Source organism: Actinophytocola sp. (assembly GCF_009379765.1).
Lineage (GTDB): Bacteria > Actinomycetota > Actinomycetes > Mycobacteriales > Pseudonocardiaceae > Actinophytocola.
The window spans coordinates 56732-75362 of the sequence record NZ_WHTD01000017.1 but is presented as its reverse complement, the minus strand read 5'-3'; the positions used below and the strand labels follow the sequence as shown (position 1 = coordinate 75362).

Here is an 18631-nt window from a genome sequence, read left to right as displayed (position 1 = left end):
TCGCGATCTCGGCGTCCTTGGCGGCCAACAACGACACGACGTCGTCGTGTGCTGCTTCCCGGCCTGACCCCATGATCAAAACCGTAGTGGATCACCGGTGGCGACCACCGCCGACCTGTCACTCAGGCTGAACAGCTACCACGCCGGGGCCAAATCCATTGCGGATCGTCGCTTCAGATGATTTCGGAAATGTCAAATCATTGCGCATCCGCAATTCGGAGTCCGTCCAGGTGAAACCGTCGCGGCGTTGTCCCGTTCGGTCCGTCCCGCGTTCTAGTCTCCGGTCATGAACGATCAGGAACCGACCATTCGGTCCAGGGAACTAGGGTTGGCGTTGTCCCGCAAGATGGACGCCATCGACATGAGCCAGATCCAGTTGGCCCGGGAGCTCGAGTGGTCGCCCAGCATGGTGAGCCGGATGATATCCGGGAAGCGGCCGGTGGGCGCCGAGCTCATGTCGGGCGTGCTCGGGGTCCTGCGGATCACCGGGCCCAAGCGCCGCGAGCTCATGGAGATGGCCCGGCGGGCGACGGAACTCGGCTGGTGGCAGGAGTTCGGCGACCGCCTCCCGCCGGAGCTGACCACCCTCAGCGCCCAGGAAGACTCCGCGATCTTGGTGGTCAACTACGAGAACACACTCGTTCCGGGCCTGTTGCAGACCGCCGAGTACACGGCCGCGCTGCTGGAGGCCACGCCGGCGATCCCGGTAGGCGAAGTCGGTGATCGGAAACGGGCTCGGCAACTGCGCAAGGAGGTGTTCGACAGGAGGCGTCAGGCGAAGTTCCTGTTTTTCATCAACGAGTACGTGGTCTGCTGCGCCGGCGCTGGCCGGGAGATCATGTCCGGCCAGGTGCACCATCTGCTGACCATGTCCGTGCGACCCAATATCGAGATCCGCGTGATTCCCGAGTCGGCCGGCTTCCACGCCGGCCGCATGCCCTTCAAACTCATGGAGTTCTCCGAGATCAATCCGGTCGTGCACATCGAGACGGATACTTCGGCCCTGTTCATCGAGCGTGCGGACAGCATCGCCGGATACAAGAGCATCGCCGCCGACCTCTCTAGGATTGCCCTGAACGAGGGACACTCCCGAGCCTGGCTTGCCAAGGTGGCAAGTGAGCTGGGAGCGCGAGAGGATCACGATGCCAAGCGTCCGGCCGGAATCTTCGAGCTGGAGGAAGAGTAGTTACAGCAACGTCAACGACTGTGTCGAGCTGGCCTGGCCGGCTGAGGGCGGGGCCGTGCGTGACTCCAAGAACGTGACCGGCCCCACCCTCACTGTTGCCCGCGCCGGCCTGACCGGTCTCATCGCCGCCACGAGGTCCGGCGCGCTGGGTCGCTGATCCCCACTGATCGGATCAATCCGGAGTCGTCGACCGAACGGGACTGGACGGCTCTGGATTCTGCGCGCCCGGTCAGGTATACATCGGATGTCTGTGATGACGTCTGTTGATGACGACGGGAAGGGGGACGGCGCACTCATGGCGCGCATCGTCGGTTTGGACGTGCTGGACATCCGCTTCCCGACCTCCCGGGAGCTCGACGGCTCGGACGCCATGAACCCTGACCCCGACTACTCGGCGGCCTACGTGGTCCTGCGCACCGACGAGGGGCCGGACGGGTACGGCCTCGCGTTCACCATCGGCCGCGGCAACGACGTGCAGGCGGCCGCGATCCTCGCGCTGTCCGACCTGGTCGTCGGGCGGCCAACGCCGGACACCGCGGCCCAGCTCGCCGCGCTGTCCGCGGACCTGGTCGGCGACTCGCAGCTGCGCTGGCTCGGCCCGGAGAAGGGCGTGGCGCACATGGCGATCGGCGCGGTGGTCAACGCCGCGTGGGACCTCGCCGCCCGGCGCGCGGGACGTCCACTGTGGAGGTTCCTGGCGGGGATGTCGCCCGAGGAGATCGTCGGCCTCGTCGACTTCCGCTACCTGTCCGACGCGCTCACCGAGCGGGAGGCGCTCGACATCCTGCGGGCCGCGGAACCCGGTCGGGCCGAGCGCGTCGCCCACATCGAGGCCGCCGGCTACCGCGCCTACAGCACGGGCGCGGGCTGGATCGGGTACTCCGACGAGAAGCTGGTGCGGCTGGCGAAGCAGGCCGTCGCGGACGGCTTCGACATGATCAAGCTGAAGGTCGGCGGCTCGCTGGACGACGACATCCGGCGCATGCGCCTCGCACGCGAGGCCGTCGGCGCGGACATCCGGATCGCGGTAGACGCCAACCAGCGCTGGGACGTCGGGCCGGCGATCGAGTGGATGCGCGCGCTCGCGCCGTACGACCCGTACTGGATCGAGGAGCCGACGTCGCCGGACGACGTGCTCGGCCACCGGGCGATCGCGCGGGCCATCGCGCCGATCCGGGTGGCGACCGGCGAGCACGTGCAGAACCGGGTGGTGTTCAAGCAGCTGCTGCAGGCCGGCGCGCTGTCGGTGCTGCAGCTGGACGCGGCGCGGGTCGGCGGGGTCAACGAGAACGTGGCGATCCTGTTGCTGGCGGCCAAGTTCGGCGTGCCGGTGTGCCCGCACGCGGGCGGGGTCGGGCTGTGCGAGCTGGTCCGGCATCTGGCGATGTTCGACTTCGTGGCGGTGTCCGGCACCGACGCCGACCGAGCCATCGAATGGGTCGACCACCTGCACGAGCACTTCACCGACCCGGCGGTCGTGCGCGGCGGGCGCTACCTCGCGCCGACGGAGCCGGGCTTCTCGGCCCGCATCCGTGATGAGAGCCTGGACCGGTACGCCTATCCCGACGGTCCGGAGTGGAGAGACGCATGACCGACTTCGAGGGTCTTCGCGCGGTGGTCACCGGCGGCGCGTCCGGCATCGGCCTGGCCACCGCCCGGCTGCTCGCGGCGCGCGGCGCGCGGGTGGCCGTGCTGGACCTGAAGCCCGACGTGGACGACCCGCTGACCGGCTACCGCTGCGACGTGTCCGACGACGCCGCGGTGACCGCCGCGGTGTCGGTCGCCGCCTCCTCGCTCGGCGGGATCGACGTGCTGGTGAACAACGCGGGCATCGGCGCGCAGGGCGACGTCACCGCCAACTCCGACGACGAGTGGCACCGCGTGCTGGACGTGAACGTGCTGGGCATGGCCCGGATGACCCGCGCCGCGCTGCCGCACCTGCGCCGCTCGCCGGCCGCGGCCGTGGTGAACACGTGCTCGATCGCGGCGTGGCAGGGCCTGCCCAACCGGGTCCTCTACTCGGCGAGCAAGGGTGCCGTGATGGCCATGACCCTCGCGATGGCCACCGACCACCTGGACGACGGCATCCGGATCAACTGCGTGTGCCCCGGCACGGCCGACACCCCGTGGGTGGGCCGGCTGCTCGACGCCGCCGCCGACCCGGCCGCCGAGCGCGCCGCGCTGGCCGCCCGCCAGCCGATGGGCCGCCTGGTCACCGCGGACGAGGTCGCCCACGCGATCGCGTACCTGGCGAGCCCCCTGTCCTCGTCGACGACGGGCACGGCCGTGGCGGTGGACGGCGGCATGTACGGCCTACGCCCCCGCCCGAGGCCCTGACATGCCTCGCGAGTCCAACGCTCCGGTCAGGTGAGTCCAACGCTCGCGACGTCGCGAATGTCGGACTCACGGGTCCTGGGCGCTGGACTCGCGGGTCCGGAGCGTTGGACTCGCGGTTATTGGGGGCTCGTCGGCGGAGCCCAGGGCGTTCTGCAGCCACTGCTCGACGCCGGCCACGTGCACCGTCGCCCAGGAGCGGGCCAGCTCCGGCTCGTGCGCGGCGATCGCCTCGAAGATCGCCCGGTGCTGCTCGCGGGTCTTGCCCACCGCGCCCTCCTGGGTCAGCCCGCGCCAGATCCGCGCCCGCGTCGTCGGCCCCGACAGGCTGTCGATCAGCGAGCACAGCACCGGGTTGCCCGACCCGAGCGCGATCCGGCGGTGGAACTCCAGGTCGTTGGCCACCAGTGCCTCGACGGTCGGCGACTCGTCGAGTCCTTCGAGGAGGGTGGCCAGCTCGGCGATGTCCGTCTCGGTCATGCGCAGCGCCGCCATCGCGGTGGCCGCCGGCTCCAGGATCCGCCGCACGGCGAGGAAGTCGAGCACCGTGTCGTCGCGGTGGAAGTCGACCACGAACGTCATCGCGTCCAGCAGCAGCTTCGGCTCCAGGCTGGTGACGTACGTGCCGTCACCCTGCCGCACGTCGAGCACCCTGATCAGGCACAATGCCTTGACCGCCTCGCGCAGCGAGCTGCGGGACAGGCCCAGCCGCGACGCGAGGTCGGCCTCCTTCGGCAGCCGGTCGCCGGGCGCCAGCTCGCCGGAGATGATCATGCCTTTGATCTTGTCGATCGCTTCGTCGGTGACCGGCATGGCACGACCCTTCATCACACAGACCTCGGATGTTTCCTCGCCAGAGTGCCATGAATGGAGGCCCGATGCGTGTTGCCCTGCACACTCGGCTCAAGCCGGGCAAGGAGACCGAGTACGAGCGCGTCCATGCGGAGATTCCCGCCGCGCTGGACATCGCGCTGCGGGCCGCCGGCGTTTCGTCCTGGCGGATCTGGCGCGACGACCGGGACCTGTTCCACGTCGTCGACGTCGAGGACTACGCGGCGATGCGGCACGCCCTGCGTGACCACCCCGCCAACCAGAGCTGGCAGGCCAGGATGGCCGAGCTGCTGGAGGTCGAGGACGACTACTCCGGCGCCGACACCGGCCTGAGCCTGGTCTGGGATCTGCCGTGCGAGTGACCCCGCTCGGCCTCGGCTGCGCCCAGCTCGGCAACCTCTACCGGGCGATGTCCGACGAGATCGCCGCCGCGATCGTCGACACCGCGTGGGCGCACGGCATCCGCTACTTCGACACCGCCCCGCACTACGGCCTCGGCCTGTCCGAACGCAGGCTCGGCGCCGCGCTCGCCGGCCGGCCGCGGGACGAGTACGTCCTCTCCACCAAGGTCGGCCGGCTGCTCGTCGCCAACCCCGGCGGCGCGGGGGAGCGCGACACCGAGGGCTTCGACGTGCCGCGCACGCTCGTCCGCCGCCGCGACTACAGCCGCGACGGCGTGCTGCGCTCGCTCGAGTCGAGCCTCGCGCGGCTGGGCACCGACCGGGTCGACATCGCGTTCGTGCACGACCCCGAGGACTACGTGGAGGAAGCGCTTACGGAAGCGCTGCCGACGCTGGTCGAGCTGCGCGACCAGGGCGTGCTGGGCGGCATCGGGCTCGGGATGAACTTCGACGCGGTGCTCGCCGAGCTCGTCCGCCGCGCCGACGTGGACGTCGTGATGATCGCCGGCCGGTACACCCTGCTCGAGCAGCCCGCGCTGGACGAGCTGCTGCCGCTGTGCGAGAAGCGGGGCGTCGCGGTCATGGCGGCCGGGGTGTTCAACTCCGGCATCCTCGCGTCGGCGACCCCCGGGCGGACCTACAACTACGAGGACGCGCCGGCCGAGCTCGTGGCGCGGGCGGCGCGGATCGCCGAGGTGTGCGCGCGGTACGGCGTCGAGCTGCCGCAGGCGGCGATAGCGCTTCCGAAAGCGCATCCATCGGTGGCGTCGGTCGTGCTGGGCGCGAGCTCGCCGGCCCAGGTCGTCGCCAACGCGACGCGGGCCGCGGCCCCGGTGCCGGCGGCGCTGTGGGCGTCGCTGGTCGACGAGGGGCTGCTGCGGGCGGACACGCCCCTGCCGAAGGAGGCCGTCGGATGATCGACGCGCATCACCACCTGTGGGACCCGACCCGCCGCGACTACCCCTGGATGGCCGGCGAGGCGCTCGACCCCATCCGCCACCCGTACACGCTGGCCGACCTGCGCGGGGTGGCCGGGGGGAGCGCGACGGTGCTCGTGCAGACCGTGTCGTCGGTGGCCGAGACCGAGGAGTTCCTCGCGACCGCGGCGGCGAGCGACGGCCTGATCGTCGGCGTGGTCGGCTGGGTGAACCTCATCGCGCCCGACCTCGCCGACCGGCTCGCCGAGCTGCGCGGGCTGCCGGGCGGCGAGCTGCTGGCGGGGATCCGGCACCAGGCGGAGAACGAGCCCGAGCCGGGCTGGCTGGTCCGCCCGGACGTGTTCCGCGGCCTGAAGGCGCTGGCCGCGGCCGGTCTGACCTACGACCTGCTGGTCAACCCGGCCCAGTACGGGTCGGCGGTCGAGGTGGCCGACCGGCTCCCGGACGCCCGCCTGGTCCTGGACCATGCCGGCAAGCCCCCCGTCGCCACCGGCGGCTACGACGCGTGGGCCCCGGCGATCACCGAGCTGTCCCGGCGGCCCAACGTGTTCTGCAAGCTGTCCGGCCTCGTCACCGAGGCGGACCGGGCGGGCTGGAAGCCGGCGGACCTGGCTCCGTACGCGTCGCACGTGCTGACGTCGTTCGGTCCTGACCGGGTGATGTTCGGCTCGGACTGGCCGGTGTGCGAGCTGGCCGCGACCTACGAGCAGGTCGTCGAGACCGCACAGACGCTGACCGCGCACCTGTCCGACCCCGAGCGGGCCGACGTCTTCGCCGGCACCGCCCGGCGCGCCTACCGGCTGTCCGGATGACCGTCGGCGCCACGGCCACCCTCGACGAGCTCGCGGCGGACCCGCACCCGCTGCTGGCCCGGCTGCGGGCGACCGAGCCGGTGTCGTGGGTGCCCGTGTTGAACGGCTGGCTGGTGACCCGGCACGACCTGGCGCTGCGGGTGATGCGCGACGCGGCGACGTTCACCGTGGACGACCCGCGGTTCTCGACCGCCCGGGTGGTCGGCCCGTCGATGCTGTCGCTGGACGGTCCGGCGCACGCCCGGCACCGGGCGCCGTTCGTGCCGCCGTTCCGGCCGGCGCCGGTGCGGGACCGGTTCGCGGGTTTCGTGACCGACCTCGTGTCGGACCTCGTCGACGATCTCTCGCCGGCCGGGGCGGCCGAGCTGCGGTCGGCGTTCGCGGGCCCGCTGGCGGTCGCCGTGGTCGCCGACGCACTGGGCCTGGCCGGCGCGGACGCGGCCACGATCCGGTCCTGGTACGCGGCGATCGTGGAGTCGGTCTCGTCGGTGACCGCCGGCGGTGCGCCCACCCCCGCCGGCGCCGCGGCCTTCGACGAGCTGCGTTCCGCGGTGGCGAGCACCCTGGCGGCGGGCGACGAGCACTCGGTCCTGGTGGCCGCGGGCGCCGGGCTGACTGAGCCGGAGGTGGTGTCGAACGCGGCGGTCCTGATGTTCGGCGGCATCGACACGACCGAGGCGATGATCACGAACCTGGTGCGCCACCTGCTCCTGGGCCCGGGGTTGCCGTCGCCGCCGACGCTGGCGAACGCGATGGAGGAGTCGATCCGCCTGGAGCCCGCCGCCGCGGTGGTGGACCGCTACGCGACGACCGACGTGCACCTGGCCGGTGCCCGGATCGCCGCGGGCGACCTCGTGGTGGTGTCGATCGCCGGGGCGAACCGCGACCCGGCCGTGTTCCCCGACCCGGACGAGTTCGACATCCACCGCGCGAACGCACGGCTGAACCTGGCGTTCGCCCAGGGCCCCCACTTCTGCCCGGGTGCCCGCCTGGCGCGGGCGGAGGCGTCGATCGCGGTGCGGACCCTGTTCGAGCGCCTGCCCGGCCTGCACCTGGACCCGGCGCTCCCGCACGCGCCACGCGGCCTGGTCTTCCGGAAACCGCCGGCGCTGCACGTCCGCTGGTGAGCGACCCGACGGACTGTCGGTGCCTGGCTCTACCGTGGCGCCATGACCAACAGCGACCGCCCATGGGAACCACCGCTCGCCGGCTCCGAGGTCGAGCATCTCGTCGGCGCGCTCGACCGCATGCGCACGACCTTCCGCTGGAAGGCCGACGACCTCGACGCGGCCGGGCTGCGGACCCGCGTCGGCGCGTCCTCCCTGACTCTCGGCGGCCTGCTCAAGCATCTCGCTGCCGTGGAGGACGACGTCTTCATCACCAAGCTGAGCGGGAAGCCGCTCGGCGCGCCGTGGGACACCGCCGACTGGGACGACCGTTACGAATGGCCGTTCACCTCCGCCGCCGACGACACCCCGGAACAGCTCTACGCGCTCTGGGACGCCACCGTCGAACGGTCCCGCGCGAGGCTCGCCGCGGCGTTGGCCGACGGCGGACTCGACCAGCTTGTCCACGTGTCCTGGCCGGACGGTCGCCATGCCAGCCTGCGCCGGCTCGTCTGCGACATGATCGAGGAGTACGGCCGGCACACCGGGCACGCCGACCTGCTCCGCGAGGCGGTGGACGGGCTGGTCGGCGAGGACCCCCCGGCCGGATGGCACGCGAAAGCGGGCCGGGCATAGGTCCGCCGAGATGCGCGTGCTGTTCGCCAGCCTCGCGTCGGTCGGTCACACCTACCCGCTGGTCCCGCTCGCGATCGCCACCCGAGATGCCGGGCACGAGGTGCATTTCGCCGCCGGCGAGGAGGTGCACGCGCCGCTGGCCGCGCACGGTCTGCGGCCCTTCCGGCCCGCGCCGTCGGCGCCCCGCAGCTGGTCCTGCCCCAGGGGGCCGACCAGTTCGCCAACGCCGACGCCGTCTGCGCCGCGGGCGCCGGGCTGCGCCTTCTCGCCGACGAGCTGAGCGCGGACGCCGTCGCCGAACACCTCCGGAACCTGTTGCCACACAACGGACCCACCGGCCACCGCGATGCGGCCCGCGCCATCGCGGAGGAGATCGCCCGCATGCCCTCCCCGGACGAGGTCGCCCGCCACCTGCCGGAGTACGCCGAACGCGGTTGAGCCGAGCCCGCGAGTCCCGGTCAGACCAGGCCGTTGTGGTGGGCGAACACGATCGCGGCCGCGCGGTCCCGCAGGTTCAGCTTCGTGAGGACGTGGCCCAGGTGGCTCTTCACCGTCGCCTCGGAGACGTTCAGCGCCGCGGCCGTCTCGGTGTTCGTCGCGCCGGTCGCCACCTGGCGCAGCACGTCCCGCTCACGTGGGGTCAGGGCGGCCAGCGCCGTCCGGTCGGGGGAGCGGATGCGGCGGTACGCGGCCAGCACCCGCCCGACCACCTGCGGGTCCAGCCACGAGCTGCCCCGCGCCACCGTCGTCGTCGCGCGGACGATGTCCTCGCCGGGGGCGTCCTTCAGCACGAAGCCCGCCGCCCCCGCGCCGAGGGCCGCGGCCACCGTCTCGTCGTCGTCGAACGTCGTCAGGACCAGGACCGGCGGTCCGGGGCCGCGGGCGCGCAGCAGGCGGGTCGCCTCCGCACCCGACACCCGGCGCATCCGCACGTCCATCACGACAACGTCCGGCGACAGGCGGTCGACCGCGGCCAGCACCTCGTCACCGTCGGCGCACTCGCCGACCACCGTCAGCGAGTCCTGCGGCTCCAGGATCCGGCGCAACCCCGCCCGCGCCAGCGGCTGGTCGTCCACCAGCAGCACCTTGATCACGCGGGCACCACCGCACGCACCACCCAGCTGCCGTCCCGCTCGCCGGCGTCGATCGTGCCGCCGGCCGCGCTGACCCGCTCCCGCATGCCGACCAGCCCGCTGCCCCGGCCCGGTGGCGTGGCGCCGACGGGGTTCCCGACCCGCAGCGTCACCGCACCCCCGGACACCGACAGGTCCACGGTGGCCGGTCCGCTCCCGTGCCGGGCCGCGTTCGCCAGCGCCTCCTGCAGCACCCGGTACACGGCGAGCTGCGCGGCCGTCCCCGCGTCCTCCGGCACGGTCCGCGACAGCCGCACCGGCAGGCCCGCCGCGCGGTAGCTCTCCGCGAGCGACTCGATGTCGGCGAGGCCGGGCTGCACCGGGTCGACCGCGCTCTGCCCGTCCGCCCGCAGCACCCGCACGATCCGGCGGATGTCGGCGAGACTGGCCCGACCGTGCCGCTCGGCCTCGGCGAGCGCGTCCTCGGCCTCCTCGGGCGACGAGCGGCGCACGGCCATCCGCGCGGCGGTGATGTGCAGCATCGTGATCGCCAGCGTGTGCGCCACGACGTCGTGCACGTCCCGCGCGACCTGGCGCCGCTCGTCGGCCACCGCCTGCCGCGTCCGTGCCTCGCGGGCCTCGGTCACCTTGGCGTTGACCACGTGGCTCAACCGCACCGCGTACCCGGCGACCACCCCGAACGCGATGCCGACGTGCCAGATGAGCACCGCGAGCGCCGGGTCGGCGAGCTGCCCGGTCACCGCGCCGGCCACGAGCGGCGCCCCGTAGGCGAGGTAGCCACCGGCCGCGATGCCGCCCGCCAACCGCGCCGGCGCGAAGGCCACCACGAGCACGACGAGCAGCAGTACCGGGAGCGACAGCAGCAGGTAGGCGACGTCACCGCGCAGCCCTGCTTCGGGCGCGAACCACTGGCAGAACCCCAGCACCGCGAGGGGAGTGAGCGCGAACGCCGCGAATGTCCACGTGGGACCGTCGTCGCCGACGACGAGCCAGCGCACCCATGGCAGGCTCCCCACCGCCAGGATCCCGAGGCCCACCCAGCCCTGCGCGACCGCGCCGGCGACGGCGACGGCGGCGAACATCGCGAGCGCCACGGCCGGTATGCCGACCTCGAACGCGGTGGACAGCTGGGGCATCCGGACCCCGGCGTGGCGCAGTTCCCGCTCCCAGTCGCAGGCGAACGCGTCCTCACTCATGGCCGATCACCTCGCGTCAGTCAGCGTATCCCCAGACCAGCAGCCCGACCCCGGACAGCGCGACCGCGACCAGGCTGAACACGGCGCGCCAGTGGTTCCAGCGCGTCCAGCGGGCCGAGTAGCCGGTCCACACCCGGGTGGCCTCGTCCCGGTCGGCCGGCAGAGGGCCCGCGCCGAGGGCGTTGTTCAGCGGCACGTTGACCCGCGCGGTCGGGACGATGCAGCCGAGGAGGTAGACGACCGCGGCGGCGAGGAACAACAGGCCCGCGGGCGTGCTTCCGGCGGCCATGATCAGGACACCGGCGGCCACCGCGGCGACCGGCGGGCCGACGAACGACGTCAGGAACACCGGGTTGAGGATCTTGCGGTCGATGCTGTTCATGGCCACGATCGCGTCCCCGGCGCCGATCGCGTCCAGGCCCGGCATCACCGAGGTCGAGAAGGCGAAGAACACGCCGGAGACGGCGGCGGTCAGCACCAGCGCCACGACGGCCACGACCCCGGCGAGTACGACCACGGCAACCTCCCCTAGCCCGCCGGCTCGATGGCGATGCCGACGAAACGATGACGCTGGACGACGCGTTCCACCGCGTGCACCAGGGGGCCGAGCAGGTAGCGGTTGCGCTTCTTCCGGTTGGCCCACCGGCTTTCCGCGCCCTCGAGAACCCGGGCACGGGCGGCGTAGGTGGGGCCGGTCGGGCGGCCGCGGACGGTGCACGCGCTGATCGTGACGTCCGGATTGTGCCGGATGCGCTTGACCTTGCCCAGGCCCTCGCCGGTGGAGGTGTAGACGACGCCGTCGATCACGACGTGCCACAGGGGAGTGGGGACCGGGGTCCCGTCGCGGCGGTAGGTGGTGAGAAGGATGTACCTGGCGCCGGCGAGCTCGTGGAAGTCGGTGGCTGTCCGCATACCGGCGACGCTACGGACGGCGCCCCGCCGGCACATCGGCCCCGAATCTCGACCCGTCTCCCACCCCGGGAGGAGGCGGCCTCCCACTCCCGGCCAGGTCGCCGCGAGGTCCCCCCGCGAGTCCAACGTTCCGGACCCGCGAGTCCAACGCCCAGAACCCGCGAGTCCAACATTCGGAACGTGCGCGAGTGTTGGACTCGCGGGTCGCGAACGTTGGACTCGCGATTTTGGCGGGCTACGCGGCCTCGGCGGCGGGGTTGGCGGCGGGGTTGGCGGCGGCGCGGAACAGTACCTGCTGATTCCCCTCCACCCAGCTGATGTCGTAGGTGACCGCCCGAATGCGCCAGCCCGCCGCCACCCGCACCAGGCGGAAGTCGTACGTCCCGCCCACCGTCCACAAGGGAGACCCGTGCGGGTTCGCCAGGCGGTGCACGCCCAGCACGTTGGCCGTCGCGGAGGCCGAGTCGCCGGTGACGGACACCAGGACGTTCGTGATCAGGTGCTGGGTGGCCTCCAGACCGTCCATCGTGCGGCGCCACGAGCCCTGCGCCGACGTGCTCAGCAGCTGGTCGACCCCCGCCTCCTGCGGGACACCGCCCCAGAGCGCCGTGTAGTCCGTGTACACCGTCTCGGTGAACAGGTCGCGCAGCCCGTCCCAGTCGCGGCGGTCCAGCAACCACCCCATCCGCACCACCGTGTCGGTGACGTCCAACCGGTCCGCGAGCTCAGAGGTCATGCCGCCCAGCCTGCCCACGACACAGCAACGCAGGCTCGAGAACCGGTCAGTCCTGCGGGTTCCAGTCCAGCAGCCGCACCTTGCTGACCGTCTGCACGTGCTTGCGCATCGCCGCCGCCGCGCCCCGCGGGTCGCCCGCACGGATCGCCTCGGCGATGCGCCGGTGCTGGGACAGCGACCGGCGCGGGCGGTCCGGCTGGCGCAGCGACTCCTTGCGGCTCTCGGCGATCTGCTCGGCGATCGAGCGCATGAACTCCGCCAGGATGCTGCTGTACGCGGCCGCCGTCACCGCCGCGTGGAACCGCCGGTCACCCTCCACCCCGGCCCCGCCGCCGGCGATCTCGTCGGCCATGAAGGTCAGCGCGTCGTCGATCGCGGTCAGGTCCGCGGGCGTCCGGCGCACCGCCGCGAGCTCGGCCAGCTTCGTCTCCAGCGCCTCCCGCGCCTCCAACACGTCCGGCAGCCGCTGCCGGCGCGCCATCAGCTCCTCCACCGACTCCACGTCCAGGGTGTCCCGCCGCAGGTACGTCCCGCCGCCGTGGCGCACGTCCAGGAGCCCCTGCACCTCGAGCACGACGATCGCCTGCTTCACCGACGCGCGGCTGATCCCCAGCCGCTCGGCGAGGTCGCGCTCCGACGGCAGCTTGTCGCCCGCGTGCAGGCCGGACTCGGCCACGTGCGCGCGAAGCCGGTCCACGACCTGCTCGTACAGCTTCGACCGGCTCACCGGGCCCAGTGCGTCCGACACCCTGCCACATTACGCGCGAACCCGAAGTGGCTGAGCCACTTGACCAATCCAGTCTTGACAGCGCCGCGCGCACGCGACCAAAGTGGCTCAGCCACTAGTCCACTCCAGTTAGACCCGACGTCAAGGAGGACGGTCGTGTCCGCGGAGCTGATCTCGATCCTCGCCCTCGTGGTGATCTTCGTGCTGGCCACGACGCTGTCGGTGAACATGGGCGCGCTCGCGTTCGCCGGTGCGTTCCTGGTCGGCACCCTCGCCGGCGGTCTCGACGCCGACGGCATCTTCGCCGGCTTCCCCGGCAGCATCTTCGTGGTGCTCGTGGGCGTCACGTACCTGTTCGCCATCGCCAGAGCAAACGGCACCATCGACTGGCTCGTCGCCGCCGCGGTGCGGCTGGTCGGCGGCCGGATCGCGCTGGTCCCGTGGGTGATGTTCGTGGTCACCGGCGTGCTCACCGCGATCGGCGCGGTGAGCCCCGCGGCGTGCGCGATCGTGGCGCCGATCGCCCTGGGCTTCGCCGCCCGCTACAACATCAGTCCGCTGCTGATGGGCGCGATGGTCGTGCACGGCGCGCAGGGCGGCGGTTTCTCGCCGATCAGCGTGTACGGCTCGATCGTCAACGGCATCGTCGACAGCAACAAGCTCGAGGGCAGCCCGGTCTTCCTGTTCATCGCGAGCCTCGTGATGAACACCGCGATCGCCGCGGTCCTCTACGTCGTGCTCGGCGGCACCCGGCTCAGCCGCACCCGCCAACTCGTCCCGGTCGGTGCAGGTGCCGGCGCGGCAGGCGGCGGGGCTGACGGCGTGGCCGACGATCCGGAGCCGCCCGCCGAGGAGAAGGCGCGCGAACCACTGCCGCACGAGCAGCAGGTCCCGCTCGACGCACCCAAGATCGCGACCCTGCTCGGCCTCGTCGCCCTGGTGGTCGCCACCCTGGTGTTCGACCTCGACGCCGGTCTCACCGCGATCACCGTCGCCGTGATCCTCTCCGTCGCGTGGCCGTCGAGCAGCCGCAAGGCGGTCACCGAGATCACCTGGCCGACCGTGCTGCTGATCTGCGGCGTGCTCACCTACATCGCCGTGCTCCAGGAGATCGGCACCGTCGACTACGTGGGCAACGCGGTCAGCAACGTGGGTGTGCCGCTGGTCGCCGCACTGCTGCTGTGCTACATCGGCGGGATCGTGTCCGCGTTCGCGTCCTCGACCGGCCTGATGGGCGCGCTCATCCCGCTGGCCGTGCCGTTCCTGGCCCAGGGCACGATCGGCCCGATCGGCATGGTCGCCGCGCTCGCCGTGTCCGCGACGATGGTCGACGTCAGCCCGTTCTCCACCAACGGCGCGCTCGTGCTCGCCAACGCCAACGCCAGGGACTTCGATCGGGAGCGGTTCTTCCGCCAGCTCATGATGTACGGAGGGATCGTGGTGGCGGTCGCGCCACTCGCGTCCTGGCTCGTGTTCGTCGTCCCCAACTGGGGCTAGTGTCCCCCGCCGGAAGTTCGTCACGTGATTCGCCGGCCCAGCTTCCTGCTGGCGGCGTTGCCGGTCCGCCCGAGTACAACCCGGTACGAGGACCAACCGGCGCCTTGCCAGCAGAAACCTGGACTCGCCGACGCACGCAACAGACTCCCGGCGCGGGACACTAGCTCGCGAAGGAGACCAATGCTGCTTCCCGAACTGGTCACCGGCGGCGACCGGACCGCGCTGCGCTTCGGCGACGCGGACCTGACCTACCGCGAGCTCGCCCTGCTCACCGGCCACCTGGCCGGCAAGCTCCGCGGCCGCGACCGGGTGGCGGTATGGGCGACGCCGACCATCGAGACCTGCGTCGCGGTGGTCGGCGCGCTGGTCGCCGGGGTGGCGGTGGTGCCGGTGAACCCCAAGATCGGCGAGCGGGAGCTCGACCACATCGTGGCGGACAGCGCACCGGACGTGGTGCTGGCCGCGCCGGGCGTCGAGCTGCCGGCGCGCCTGGCCGAGCTGCCCCGGCTGCCCGTCACGCTCGCCCCGCTCGACACGCCGCCGCCGCCGGCACCCGAGGAGCCGGACGGCGAGGCACCCGCGTTCGTCGTCTACACCTCGGGTACCACCGGGCCGCCGAAGGGCGTGGTGCTGCCCCGCAGGGCGGTCGCGACGAACCTGGACGCGCTCGCCGAGATGTGGCAGTGGACCGCAGCCGACGTGCTGGTGCACGGGCTGCCGCTGTTCCACGTGCACGGCCTGATTCTCGGCGTCATCGGGCCGCTGCGCCGTGGCGGCACCCTGCACCACCTGGGCCGCTTCTCCTCCGGCGGCGTCGCCGCGGAGCTCGCGCGGGACGCCACGATGCTCTTCGGCGTGCCGACCATGTACCACCGGCTGGCCGCCGACTGCCAGGCCGATCCCGCGCTCGCCGCCGCGGTCGGCAGCGCTCGGCTGCTCGTGTCCGGGTCGGCCGCGCTGCCGGCCACCGACCACCAGCGGATCACCGAGGCCACCGGCCAGCGGGTCGTGGAGCGGTACGGGATGACCGAGACGCTCATGAACTGCGGCGTGCGCGCGGACGGCGACCGGCGTCCGGGGACCGTCGGGCCGCCGCTGCCCGGGGTCGAGCTCCGGCTGGTCGACGACGCGGGCGTCGCGTTGGACGTCGCCGACGGCGAGACGGTCGGCGAGATCGAGGTCCGCGGGCCGAACCTGTTCCTGGGCTACCTGAACCGGCCGGACGCCACCGCGCAGGCCATGCGCGCCGGCTGGTTCCGCACCGGCGACATGGCCGTGCGCGAGCAGGACGACTACGTGCGGATCGTCGGCCGGCGCGCGACGGACCTCATCAAGAGCGGCGGCTACAAGATCGGCGCGGGCGAGATCGAGAACGCGCTGCTCGAGCACCCGGGGGTCGCCGAGGCCGCGGTCACCGGCGAACCGGACGAGGACCTGGGGGAGCGGATCGTGGCCTGGGTCGTGCCGGCCGGCGACCCGCCTGTGCCCGACGAGCTGGCCGGTGAGCTCGTCGACCACGTCGCCCGGCTGCTCTCGCCGCACAAGCGGCCGCGCGTCGTGCGGTTCCTGGAGTCGTTGCCGCGCAACGAGATGGGCAAGGTCACGAAACGGGCGCTGCATGGTTGACGGCGCTCGGCAGGTCATCGCCCGGCTGGTCGACGACTTCGTCGAGTTCGATGTCGTCGGCCCGGCGTACGGGCCGGACGGGCCGCTGGACTGGGCCGGCTACGGGGTGTCCCGCAAGGCGGCGGCCGCCCGGTCCGGGACGGCGGAGTCGGTGGTCTGCGGGCGCGGCACGCTCGACGGGATGCCGGTGGTGCTCGTCGCGTTCGACTTCCGGTTCCTCGGCGGGTCGGTCGGCACGGGCACCGGGGCGCGGATCTCGAGCGCGTTCACCCGGGCGCGGGTGTCGGGCCTGCCGGTGGTGTCGCTGATCGCGACCGGCGGGACCCGCATGCAGGAGGGCGTGCTGTCGCTGCGCCAGCTCCAGCTGGTCACGCGCGAGGCGGTGCGGCTACCGACACCGCACCTCGCGGTGCTGCGCGACCCGACGACCGGCGGGGTGTGGGCGTCGCTGGGCGCCGGGGCGGACGTGGTGCTGGCCGAGCGGGGCGCGCAGGTCGGGTTCGCCGGGCGGCGGGTTCGCCCCGCCGCCACCGCCGACGATCCGGCCTACACCGCGGAGAGCCAGTTCGCGGCGGGAAACGTCGACGAGGTGGTCGACGATCCGGCCGGCCCGCTGGCCGAGTGGCTGCGCCTGCTGACCGACCCGAGCGGCGAGCCGGCGGAGGTCCCGCGCGCGCTGGGCGCGCCGACCCCCGCCGCGAGTGGCCGGCAGGCCGTCGAACGGGCCCGGTCCGCCGCGCGGCCGCGGGCCGGTGCCTACCTCGACGACTACTTCGAGAGCCGGCGGGAGATCCGCGGCGACCGGGCGGGCGGCGTCGACGACGGGATGTCGTGCGGCGTCGGCCGGCGCGGTGGCCGGTCGATCGCCTTCGCGGCGCAGACCGGCACCGCGACGACGCCCGCCGGCTACCGCACCGCGGCGCGGCTGGTCCGGCTGGCCGACCGGCTCGGCCTGCCGGTGCTCACCCTGGTCGACACGCCCGGCGCGGCGGCCGACCCGGCGGCGGAGCTGGCCGGCGCCGGCCCGGCGATCGCCGGGCTGTTCGCCACGATCGCGGCCGCGCGGGTGCCGGTGACGACGCTGGTGGTCGGCGAGGGCGGCTCGGGCGGCGCGCTCGCCCTGTGCTCGCCGGACCGGCTGTGGATCGCGCCGGACGCCTACTTCTCCGTCATCGCCCCGGAGCTGGCCGCCGCGATCCTCAAACGCGACCCCGCGGAGATCCCCGCGCTGGCCGACCAGCTCAAGCTGCGCCCGCGGGACCTGCTCGAGCTCGGTGTGGTGCAAGGGATCGCAGCGCGTCAGTAGCCATGGTCACCTGATCAGCGGTTGTCCGCCGCCGGTTGCCGGATGACGGTGATCAATATGAGGCGGTTACTTGTTTTCGGGACAGCGGTGGTGGTGGCGTTCAGCGCGGTGACCGCGTCGGGCGCCGCCGACGAGGTGCGGACGCCGGACGGGTGGGTGGGCACCTGGGCGGCCGCACCGGCGAACGGGGTGGCCAGTGCGCCGGACGGCTATCCGAACTACTCGATCCGCAACGTCGTACACACCAGCGTCGGCGGGAGCCAGGCCCGGGTCCGCTTGTCGAACGCGTTCGGCGGGTCGCCGCTGACGCTCGGCCGGGTGACCGTGGCGGTGGCGGCCGAGGCGGGCAGCGCGCGTGCGGTGGCCGGGTCGATGCGGACGCTGACCTTCGGCGGCGCCGAGTCCGTGATCGTCCCGGTGGGTGCCGAAGTGGTGAGCGACCCGGCGCGGCTGCGCGTGCCGACGGACGCGGACCTGCTGGTCACGACGTTCGTGCCGACCCCGTCCGGCCCGGTGACCTTCCACCCGGCCGCGACCCAGACCTCGTTCTTCACCCGCGACGGGGACTTCGCCGCGCAGGAGTCCGGCGAGGCGTTCACCGAGCGGACCTCGGTGTGGCACTACGTGAGCGGCGTGGACGTGCGGAGCCCGGCCGCCGGGACGGTGGTGACGCTGGGCGACTCGATCACCGACGGCGTCGGCTCGGCCTCGGGCGCGAACCACCGTTGGCCGGACCTGCTGAGCGACCGGCTGCGTGGCCGGCTTGGCGTGCTCAACGCGGGCATCAGCGGCAACCGCCTGCTGCTCGACGGCGGCGACTTCGGGCGCAACGCCTTGGCCAGGTTCGACTCCGACGTGCTGAGCGTGGGCGGCGTGCGGACGCTGATCATGCTGGAGGGCATCAACGACATCCAGCAGCAGCCGCACCAGACCGACCCTGCGCGGCTGGTCTCGGCGTACCGGCAGCTGGTCGCGCAGGCGCACGCGCGAGGGATCCGGGTGGTCGGCGGCACGATCACCCCGTTCAAGGGCTGGCAGGTCTACGACGAGACGCTGGAGGCGACCCGGCTGGCCGCCAACGAGTTCATCCGCGACGGCGGCGAGTTCGACGCGGTGGTCGACTTCGACGCCGCGCTCCGCGACCCGGCCGACCCGCTGCGCATGCTGGCGGCCTACGACAGCGGCGACCACCTGCACCCGAACGACGCCGGCTACCAGGCCATGGCCGACGCCGTGGACCTTTCCCTCCTGTAGCCAGGAACGACGCGGTCACTCGCGCCGGTCCGGCCGGGG

The 18631-nt window shown here is 72.8% G+C and carries 20 protein-coding genes and 1 pseudogene; 14 read left to right on the top strand and 7 right to left on the bottom strand.

Features of this window, described 5'->3' with window-relative positions; genetic code table 11:
- The first annotated feature begins 286 nt into the window (after positions 1-286).
- The 4 genes from GEV28_RS07795 (at position 287) to GEV28_RS07780 (ending at position 3523) form a co-directional block, all read left to right on the top strand.
- Positions 287-1186, top strand: coding sequence for a helix-turn-helix transcriptional regulator (locus tag GEV28_RS07795; RefSeq protein WP_291410128.1), 900 nt, complete (start codon positions 287-289; stop codon positions 1184-1186).
- Complete coding sequence (locus tag GEV28_RS07790; protein WP_291410126.1) at positions 1143-1343, top strand: DUF397 domain-containing protein; 201 nt, start codon at positions 1143-1145, stop codon at positions 1341-1343. The genes GEV28_RS07795 and GEV28_RS07790 overlap by 44 nt, the downstream gene beginning before the upstream one ends.
- A 138-nt stretch (positions 1344-1481) precedes the next feature.
- Positions 1482-2777, top strand: coding sequence for an enolase C-terminal domain-like protein (locus GEV28_RS07785; RefSeq protein ID WP_291410140.1), 1296 nt, complete (start codon positions 1482-1484; stop codon positions 2775-2777).
- Positions 2774-3523: an SDR family NAD(P)-dependent oxidoreductase gene (locus GEV28_RS07780; protein ID WP_291410124.1), complete on the top strand. Its 750-nt coding sequence runs from the start codon at positions 2774-2776 to the stop codon at positions 3521-3523. Before GEV28_RS07785 ends, GEV28_RS07780 begins: the two co-directional genes overlap by 4 nt.
- A 66-nt stretch (positions 3524-3589) precedes the next feature.
- On the opposite strand, the gene GEV28_RS07775 is transcribed toward GEV28_RS07780, so the two are convergent.
- Positions 3590-4333: a FadR/GntR family transcriptional regulator gene (locus GEV28_RS07775; RefSeq protein ID WP_291410138.1), complete on the bottom strand. Its 744-nt coding sequence runs from the start codon at positions 4331-4333 to the stop codon at positions 3590-3592.
- A gap of 65 nt (positions 4334-4398) precedes the next feature.
- Here GEV28_RS07775 and GEV28_RS07770 point away from each other — a divergent pair, with 65 nt between their 5' ends.
- The 6 genes and pseudogenes from GEV28_RS07770 (at position 4399) to GEV28_RS07745 (ending at position 8682) form a co-directional block, all read left to right on the top strand.
- Positions 4399-4713, top strand: coding sequence for an L-rhamnose mutarotase (locus GEV28_RS07770; protein WP_291410095.1), 315 nt, complete (start codon positions 4399-4401; stop codon positions 4711-4713).
- A complete protein-coding gene (locus GEV28_RS07765) occupies positions 4704-5669 on the top strand; it encodes an aldo/keto reductase (protein WP_291410092.1) in 966 nt (321 codons plus the stop codon). The genes GEV28_RS07770 and GEV28_RS07765 overlap by 10 nt, the downstream gene beginning before the upstream one ends.
- On the top strand, positions 5666-6502 hold the full coding sequence (locus tag GEV28_RS07760; RefSeq protein ID WP_291410091.1) for an amidohydrolase: 837 nt from the start codon (positions 5666-5668) through the stop codon (positions 6500-6502). The genes GEV28_RS07765 and GEV28_RS07760 overlap by 4 nt, the downstream gene beginning before the upstream one ends.
- Positions 6499-7629 carry a cytochrome P450 gene (locus tag GEV28_RS07755; RefSeq protein ID WP_291410089.1) on the top strand — a complete coding sequence of 377 codons (1131 nt, stop codon included), beginning with the start codon at positions 6499-6501 and terminating at the stop codon, positions 7627-7629. The genes GEV28_RS07760 and GEV28_RS07755 overlap by 4 nt, the downstream gene beginning before the upstream one ends.
- A gap of 42 nt (positions 7630-7671) precedes the next feature.
- Positions 7672-8244 carry a DUF664 domain-containing protein gene (locus GEV28_RS07750; protein WP_291410088.1) on the top strand — a complete coding sequence of 191 codons (573 nt, stop codon included), beginning with the start codon at positions 7672-7674 and terminating at the stop codon, positions 8242-8244.
- A gap of 10 nt (positions 8245-8254) precedes the next feature.
- Positions 8255-8682 (top strand): annotated as a pseudogene (locus GEV28_RS07745) (nucleotide disphospho-sugar-binding domain-containing protein).
- A gap of 20 nt (positions 8683-8702) precedes the next feature.
- Here the strand turns inward: GEV28_RS07745 and GEV28_RS07740 are convergent.
- The 6 genes from GEV28_RS07740 to GEV28_RS07715 form a co-directional block, all read right to left on the bottom strand.
- Positions 8703-9338: a response regulator transcription factor gene (locus GEV28_RS07740; protein WP_291410086.1), complete on the bottom strand. Its 636-nt coding sequence runs from the start codon at positions 9336-9338 to the stop codon at positions 8703-8705.
- A complete protein-coding gene (locus tag GEV28_RS07735; RefSeq protein WP_291410084.1) occupies positions 9335-10534 on the bottom strand; it encodes a histidine kinase in 1200 nt (399 codons plus the stop codon). The genes GEV28_RS07740 and GEV28_RS07735 overlap by 4 nt, the downstream gene beginning before the upstream one ends.
- A 16-nt stretch (positions 10535-10550) precedes the next feature.
- Complete coding sequence (locus GEV28_RS07730) at positions 10551-11051, bottom strand: anthrone oxygenase family protein (RefSeq protein ID WP_291410082.1); 501 nt, start codon at positions 11049-11051, stop codon at positions 10551-10553.
- 11 nt (positions 11052-11062) lie between these two features.
- Positions 11063-11446 carry a PPOX class F420-dependent oxidoreductase gene (locus tag GEV28_RS07725; RefSeq protein ID WP_291410080.1) on the bottom strand — a complete coding sequence of 128 codons (384 nt, stop codon included), beginning with the start codon at positions 11444-11446 and terminating at the stop codon, positions 11063-11065.
- 235 nt (positions 11447-11681) lie between these two features.
- On the bottom strand, positions 11682-12182 hold the full coding sequence (locus tag GEV28_RS07720) for a nuclear transport factor 2 family protein (RefSeq protein ID WP_291410078.1): 501 nt from the start codon (positions 12180-12182) through the stop codon (positions 11682-11684).
- 46 nt (positions 12183-12228) lie between these two features.
- Positions 12229-12930, bottom strand: coding sequence for a FadR/GntR family transcriptional regulator (locus tag GEV28_RS07715; RefSeq protein WP_291410076.1), 702 nt, complete (start codon positions 12928-12930; stop codon positions 12229-12231).
- Between the two features lie 135 nt (positions 12931-13065).
- Between GEV28_RS07715 and GEV28_RS07710 the strand changes: the two genes are divergently transcribed.
- From GEV28_RS07710 to GEV28_RS07695, 4 genes are all read left to right on the top strand, one after another.
- Entirely contained in the window at positions 13066-14406 is a 1341-nt protein-coding gene (locus GEV28_RS07710) for an SLC13 family permease (protein WP_291410074.1), read from the top strand.
- 180 nt (positions 14407-14586) lie between these two features.
- Positions 14587-16032 (top strand): acyl-CoA synthetase, encoded by a 1446-nt coding sequence (locus tag GEV28_RS07705; RefSeq protein WP_291410072.1) that lies wholly within the window; start codon positions 14587-14589, stop codon positions 16030-16032.
- On the top strand, positions 16025-17338 hold the full coding sequence (locus GEV28_RS07700; protein WP_291410070.1) for a carboxyl transferase domain-containing protein: 1314 nt from the start codon (positions 16025-16027) through the stop codon (positions 17336-17338). Before GEV28_RS07705 ends, GEV28_RS07700 begins: the two co-directional genes overlap by 8 nt.
- A 57-nt stretch (positions 17339-17395) precedes the next feature.
- Positions 17396-18592: an SGNH/GDSL hydrolase family protein gene (locus tag GEV28_RS07695; RefSeq protein WP_291410068.1), complete on the top strand. Its 1197-nt coding sequence runs from the start codon at positions 17396-17398 to the stop codon at positions 18590-18592.
- Positions 18593-18631: the final 39 nt, after the last annotated feature.

Excerpts from the sequence above, each read along its gene's own strand:
- GEV28_RS07770 (WP_291410095.1), top strand. The coding sequence starts at position 4,399 with ATGCGTGTTGCCCTGCACACTCGGCTCAAGCCGGGCAAGGAGACCGAG.
- GEV28_RS07790 (WP_291410126.1), top strand. The coding sequence starts at position 1,143 with ATGCCAAGCGTCCGGCCGGAATCTTCGAGCTGGAGGAAGAGTAGTTAC.
- GEV28_RS07750 (WP_291410088.1), top strand. The coding sequence starts at position 7,672 with ATGACCAACAGCGACCGCCCATGGGAACCACCGCTCGCCGGCTCCGAG.
- GEV28_RS07720 (WP_291410078.1), bottom strand. The coding sequence starts at position 12,182 with ATGACCTCTGAGCTCGCGGACCGGTTGGACGTCACCGACACGGTGGTG.
- GEV28_RS07735 (WP_291410084.1), bottom strand. The coding sequence starts at position 10,534 with ATGAGTGAGGACGCGTTCGCCTGCGACTGGGAGCGGGAACTGCGCCAC.
- GEV28_RS07785 (WP_291410140.1), top strand. The coding sequence starts at position 1,482 with ATGGCGCGCATCGTCGGTTTGGACGTGCTGGACATCCGCTTCCCGACC.
- GEV28_RS07755 (WP_291410089.1), top strand. The coding sequence starts at position 6,499 with ATGACCGTCGGCGCCACGGCCACCCTCGACGAGCTCGCGGCGGACCCG.
- GEV28_RS07705 (WP_291410072.1), top strand. The coding sequence starts at position 14,587 with ATGCTGCTTCCCGAACTGGTCACCGGCGGCGACCGGACCGCGCTGCGC.
- GEV28_RS07695 (WP_291410068.1), top strand. The coding sequence starts at position 17,396 with ATGAGGCGGTTACTTGTTTTCGGGACAGCGGTGGTGGTGGCGTTCAGC.
- GEV28_RS07775 (WP_291410138.1), bottom strand. The coding sequence starts at position 4,333 with ATGCCGGTCACCGACGAAGCGATCGACAAGATCAAAGGCATGATCATC.
- GEV28_RS07795 (WP_291410128.1), top strand. The coding sequence starts at position 287 with ATGAACGATCAGGAACCGACCATTCGGTCCAGGGAACTAGGGTTGGCG.
- GEV28_RS07780 (WP_291410124.1), top strand. The coding sequence starts at position 2,774 with ATGACCGACTTCGAGGGTCTTCGCGCGGTGGTCACCGGCGGCGCGTCC.
- GEV28_RS07700 (WP_291410070.1), top strand. The coding sequence starts at position 16,025 with ATGGTTGACGGCGCTCGGCAGGTCATCGCCCGGCTGGTCGACGACTTC.
- GEV28_RS07760 (WP_291410091.1), top strand. The coding sequence starts at position 5,666 with ATGATCGACGCGCATCACCACCTGTGGGACCCGACCCGCCGCGACTAC.
- GEV28_RS07725 (WP_291410080.1), bottom strand. The coding sequence starts at position 11,446 with ATGCGGACAGCCACCGACTTCCACGAGCTCGCCGGCGCCAGGTACATC.